This window comes from Bathymodiolus platifrons methanotrophic gill symbiont, from assembly GCF_002189065.1.
Lineage (GTDB): Bacteria > Pseudomonadota > Gammaproteobacteria > Methylococcales > Methylomonadaceae > Methyloprofundus.
The window spans coordinates 1-5,210 of record NZ_BDMN01000057.1; the positions used below are offsets into that span (position 1 = coordinate 1).

Below are 5,210 nucleotides of genomic sequence, written 5' to 3' on the forward strand. Positions count from 1 at the left end.
CTTGATAACATTTCATTCGAGGAATTATGATGTAAACCTTTTACTTCTCCTAATTATTTAAGTGAAATAACAGATTTAACCCACTACCCCTTTTTTTTATACCTGTCGTATTTAAGTTTGCCTCTCCACATACCCTATCTAACATGCGATGTAATCTTATTGTATGAAATGGAGTCAGTGGGTAACTGATTTAAATGTCCGGGAGTCCTGATGGCTATCCATCGGTGAACTAGCGAATACGATAGCAACGCAATAAATGCGCATAGCGTTTGCAGGGGCAACCTTGCTGATGATTAAACAAAAGTCAGCAGATGGCATAGCAGCCAAATGCCTAGCATAATGGTAGGGGACAGAGTGAAGGCCTGACCCTTTACCAAAGAGGAGCTGGGCTTGTCTTTCTCATGTTTAATATGGGGGGGGACGGCAAGATTCCATAGCCAGCTCTGGGGTCAATTGCAAGGGCGCAATTGGTTTTATTACGCAAAAGAACCGCCCTGTGCAGCCCCGTATTCTGGGTGGTGTGGGGGAGGTCGGAGAAAAACCAGCCCTTACCCAATTTAGCTTATTTTTCTTGTTTTGAGCATATATTTTCGAAGTTTTCTTTCACTACGCTTTACATATACTATATATACTGCGTCTCCTTCAATCCTGTAAAAAATACGACAAGGATTTACAACTATCTCTAAATATCTTGATTTTTTAAACTCTGGTGGTTTACGGCCTAATTCTGGAAATTGTTCAAGTCTTTCTGTGCTAGAGAAAACTTTTTTAACTAAACTTATAGCCGCACTTGGTTCATCAAGAGCTATATATTCTGCTATTGCATCAAGGTCTGATAGAGCTGGTTCCGTCCAGATTACTTGAGCCATTTACTCATTTTTTCTTTTGCTTCAGTTTGAGTATAAATGCGGTTTTCTATAATAGCCATTTCACCTCGTGCTAGTCCATCTAGAATTACCATTCGATTCTGCATCATTTCATAATCTTGGACATCAACAAGGTATGCTGATGGCTGACCATGCTCAGTAATAAGAACAGGTTCTTTTGAAGCATGTAATTCAGCTAATATTTTGGTTGCTTGACGTTTTAATGTAGTAACTAATTCTGTTTTCATAAGTGACACTATACTATCACTCTATACATTTTCAATGTATTTTTTAGCTAACGACTACATCATCAATTAGAAACTCAAACTGGAATTGGAAGTCATCCATTTCAATTTCAACATATTAAAAAGTATTACCCAAAACTATCAAGTGAAGAAGTAAGCCATATACTCAAATCAAATGGCTATGTAGCATCATTTGGTTCTTGCTTCATTGATGGTATTAAAGAAACTACGTCAAGGTTCTGGATACACCGAAGCCTTGCTAAACATAAAACACCAAAGTTATCATACAGATAGTTTATTGTTCCTGAGCAACACAGAAACCTAAAGTCCGTAAATAATTGTGTAATACGCGGCCTTGCATTTTAAAAAGGCAAAAAAAAGGGAGTGATCTATAATCACTCCCTCCTTAAACACCTGATTATTGAAATTCAGGTAGTTTAGAAAAACCAGCCATGCATTATCCTTAAAACATCAGTTGAACGCTAGCTATAAGCGTATATTGTTGAAAATATATGTTTCACTAAGTTTTCGTTCTCACCAATATAGTAAATTAAATCCGCCTCATGGTTTTGTGAATAAATCTGGACGCGAAACCCTGCAGAACAGCTCTCGACAAGGGCTACGGCCATCATCTTCGAGCTATTTTTTGTCTTTCACGTCCAGATTCCCCACAAAACCCATGCTCAACTGATGTTTTTAGGATTATTTATCTGCAATAATAAAATAACCTGGCTCAGTAGTTTTAAAGATAACAAACCCGTCGCTTTCATCGCTTGCAGGTATAACCATCAATAAGTCAGATGCTGGCACAGATTCAATTGTGCTCAAATCCCAGTTAGCCATGACTACATTAACTTGACTTAAGTCTGTTTTATTACCTTTATAAGCCACCTGAATAAACATAGGTGCTCCGTTAAAGCTAGTCACATGTTTTTTAGCTTGATCACGAACATCAAAGAAAAATACATCAGAGCGTAACTGCCCCCAACTACGTGCATCCAATACTCCTTGAGCAGCATCCTCAGCGCCTTTTAGAAAGCCTAAAGCACCTCGAAATCCTGGAAACAGAATATTATTAACAGTATTAGCGTCAATAGCTGCTGCCATTCTTCTTAAAGTAAAATCACCTTTATTTATTTGAAAGAAGAAAGCATCTTTGCTTGGTAGATCTGGAGACATTAACGCCCCTAGCTCTGGTCCAGCTGCAGCTAAAAGACTTGCTCTCTCAATTCTTCTAAACTCACCGACCACTTCACTTGCGCTAGAGTTTTTCAAGACGCTCATAAATGGATCAATTTTAGTGTCATACAAAATGTCATCAACATTTTCAATGATGTCACCATTTTCCTGGATTCTCATATATGGCATATCCAGAATGTAATGCCCTTCAGCAACTAAACGAGCATCAGGAATAGTCCTGAGTAATTTCTCATTTGCTTTACCCATGATACCTTGAGGTGATACTAGTGAACTAAACGCACCACTTTGCTTACGTTCATGACACTCTTCACACTGTACAGAATCAGGAGAAGGACGTGTATTATACGAGATTATATACTCATTCGACTCAGTCAATACCTCAGCTGTATCAGGATTTTTATAGCCTTTTTTGCGTAATAGACTATCGTATGCCTGTTTTAAAGCCATAAAGGACTCATAACTATCAGGCTTACCAAATCTAAAGCCATGACGGCCCTGACTTGCAGTCACTCTACCTAATTCTTTGCCAGAAACAGGATCCTTTATGATACCAAAAAAGTTACCCTCATCATCTTCGCCTTTTTCAAACACTGAATCTAGCTCAAAGCGCACAAGCGCACGACCACTGACTTTATCTTTCCAGTAAGAACGTACTCTAGGGTTATAAGGAACCATTTTAGACTTGCCATCTTCTGCAATTCGATAACGGAACAATATTTGAATAGGGTTTCCGCGACTTTTCTTGCCATTAATATGACATGCCTGACATGAAACAACATCAAAATGGGTCTGAGTAATCTTGGTCAAACTATCTCGACTATATACCCAGCCATATCGCCATTACCTTTCCATAGCTCGCGATGTGCTTCTAACAAGTTATCATGACCTGATGGAACAACTGCATTTTTCGCTTCCATATGACACTCTTCACAGGATTTTGCATTTGGAGCGTAGTCTAAGTCATTGCGTACATCCATATCTGAATTTCCTTTAGGAAAGTCATGATTGGCATCTAAGTCAACATTCATCAAAGGAGACTTAAAGTATTGCTTGGAATGACAACTATTACAGTTTTCTATATCACGCGTTTCACCATTGTCATCGGTGTAGGTCTTGCCTTTATGCACATCATCCTGATAATCATCGACTAATGTTCCATCTTCAGGATTTTCGCCATCACCTTCTAATGTTGCTGAAGCCGCCTCACCAAAACCGTAGAAACCACGGCGTGAATTACTGGTTCTATGACAAGCCATGCAGTTATCATTCGCAGGAAAACGCAACATTGGAATGGTGGTTCTACCATTCTCATCAAACGCCTCGGTATCCCACTTAAAGATAGGCATGCCTATCATCAAGAGTATGCCCCATCGCCGCAGCTGGACCACCATGCTCGACGTGCTCACCACCCTGCATAGATCTTGCAACGGTCAATACATTTTTACCGTCTTTATCAACCACATATTCCATTAAGCCTGATGCTGCCTGGCGGAAAAATCCTTCTGTTGTAAAAGCCTGGCGTGCTCTTCTAGGCGTTAGCATTTCTTCTAAGCCACTATCGTCCGGCAGTTTTAATGTATTAAAGTCTACATGGCAGAACATACAATCTGCTTCACCGACACCACTCTTTTTCCAGTCCCACATGCTAACTGTTGACTCACCTGTCATATGGTCGACTTCACGCGTGTAATAGTCACCATCTAAAGGTTTAATATCAGCTATATCTTTTTCATCATAGCGAATACCTTCACGATCTTTTTCAGCCCAGCCGCCACCAGTATGACAACTCATACAGTCTTTGACCCAGCCAGCAGAACCTAAATCAGCAAAGTTTTCAGCATCAGCATTTACTTTTTTCGCTAACACATTTTGTGTATCACCACCCATGCAAGTATAGCCACCATAATAACCTGGCGATACTAAATGAGGTAGGCCGCGTTTAGCACCATAATTATCATCTGCTTCATCACGGCCCATTTCAAAATGATAAGCATGGGTAATTGCCTCATAGTCATGACAACCGCTACCTGCACAGCTTTGTTTCGGACTATATGGATTATTAGACTCTAGAACATGCTTGCCCTGCTCATCTAATAAAGGTATCGGAGGATGATTAACGGGGTTATCAAACGCGTTCATCACCGCATAGCTATTAGTAAACATGAAAAGCATACACAAGAAGCTCAGATGAATGAGCCATTTTTGCTTTCCATGGGCCTTTATATTTTGCATATTATTTACCCCTGGTTAAGTAGTTATTGTTAATTTTTTAAAAAAATCAGTCTAGCCAGTCATTAAATTTTAATTTTAAGAACGCGTACTGAATAGCCTGGCAACTAACACAGGATTTATGCTCATACTCAAGGCGTAGAAATGACTAACTATTTCTACAGAACAGAGCTTGCCTCCTGTTTGCACAATGAAAGTTATCGAGTCTGTTTTGTACTCATTACTTAAAAAATGCATGCGTAATTTAATTATTAAGCAAAAATTAAGCCATATAAATTGGGATGAACAATGATTTGCTCTGGTACTCGTGCGGACTTAAGAAGAAGCACATTTTCTAGAAGAAGAGGAGGAACAAAAATGGGGAATTTGAATTAAATAATTTTGCCCTCCTTATTCAAACTTGTTTAGCTAAAGAGGACTTGATTAGAGATGAGTTTAAACTTAAAGAATGTTGTTATACACAATATATAACAAACACTTAAAGAAACTACATTTACTCATTACAAGCACCGCATATTCTGCTAGCTACATTCCTATAACGCAATGGAGTAGCTAAACCACTACCCTGCTTTAAACAAAAACTGTATATAAAATTTTAAATATTTTTATCCTGTGATTCGTAAGCGTCGATTCTTCCCACCTAGACAAGCTACGCCACTTACTTTAAAGG

General features: G+C 38.9%; 5 protein-coding genes. All 5 read right to left on the bottom strand.

The window, feature by feature from the left end:
* Positions 1-557: 557 nt before the first annotated feature.
* The 5 genes from CDZ78_RS03940 to CDZ78_RS03960 all read right to left on the bottom strand — a co-directional run bounded on the left by CDZ78_RS03940 (position 558) and on the right by CDZ78_RS03960 (position 4,543).
* Positions 558-869, bottom strand: a complete 312-nt coding sequence (locus CDZ78_RS03940) for a type II toxin-antitoxin system RelE/ParE family toxin (RefSeq protein WP_087868805.1) — start codon at positions 867-869, stop codon at positions 558-560.
* Positions 857-1,114, bottom strand: coding sequence for a type II toxin-antitoxin system Phd/YefM family antitoxin (locus CDZ78_RS03945; RefSeq protein WP_087868806.1), 258 nt, complete (start codon positions 1,112-1,114; stop codon positions 857-859). Before CDZ78_RS03945 ends, CDZ78_RS03940 begins: the two co-directional genes overlap by 13 nt.
* A 699-nt stretch (positions 1,115-1,813) precedes the next feature.
* On the bottom strand, positions 1,814-3,118 hold the full coding sequence (locus CDZ78_RS03950; protein WP_087868807.1) for a hypothetical protein: 1,305 nt from the start codon (positions 3,116-3,118) through the stop codon (positions 1,814-1,816).
* On the bottom strand, positions 3,115-3,657 hold the full coding sequence (locus tag CDZ78_RS03955) for a hypothetical protein (protein ID WP_087868808.1): 543 nt from the start codon (positions 3,655-3,657) through the stop codon (positions 3,115-3,117). The genes CDZ78_RS03950 and CDZ78_RS03955 overlap by 4 nt, the downstream gene beginning before the upstream one ends.
* Positions 3,644-4,543, bottom strand: a complete 900-nt coding sequence (locus tag CDZ78_RS03960) for a hypothetical protein (protein WP_087868809.1) — start codon at positions 4,541-4,543, stop codon at positions 3,644-3,646. Before CDZ78_RS03960 ends, CDZ78_RS03955 begins: the two co-directional genes overlap by 14 nt.
* Positions 4,544-5,210 lie beyond the last annotated feature (667 nt).

What these genes read in the sequence shown, in the direction of transcription:
- CDZ78_RS03940 (WP_087868805.1), bottom strand. Translation starts at nt 869, where the DNA reads ATGGCTCAAGTAATCTGGACGGAACCAGCTCTATCAGACCTTGATGCA.
- CDZ78_RS03945 (WP_087868806.1), bottom strand. Translation starts at nt 1,114, where the DNA reads ATGAAAACAGAATTAGTTACTACATTAAAACGTCAAGCAACCAAAATA.
- CDZ78_RS03955 (WP_087868808.1), bottom strand. Translation starts at nt 3,657, where the DNA reads ATGCCTATCTTTAAGTGGGATACCGAGGCGTTTGATGAGAATGGTAGA.
- CDZ78_RS03960 (WP_087868809.1), bottom strand. Translation starts at nt 4,543, where the DNA reads ATGCAAAATATAAAGGCCCATGGAAAGCAAAAATGGCTCATTCATCTG.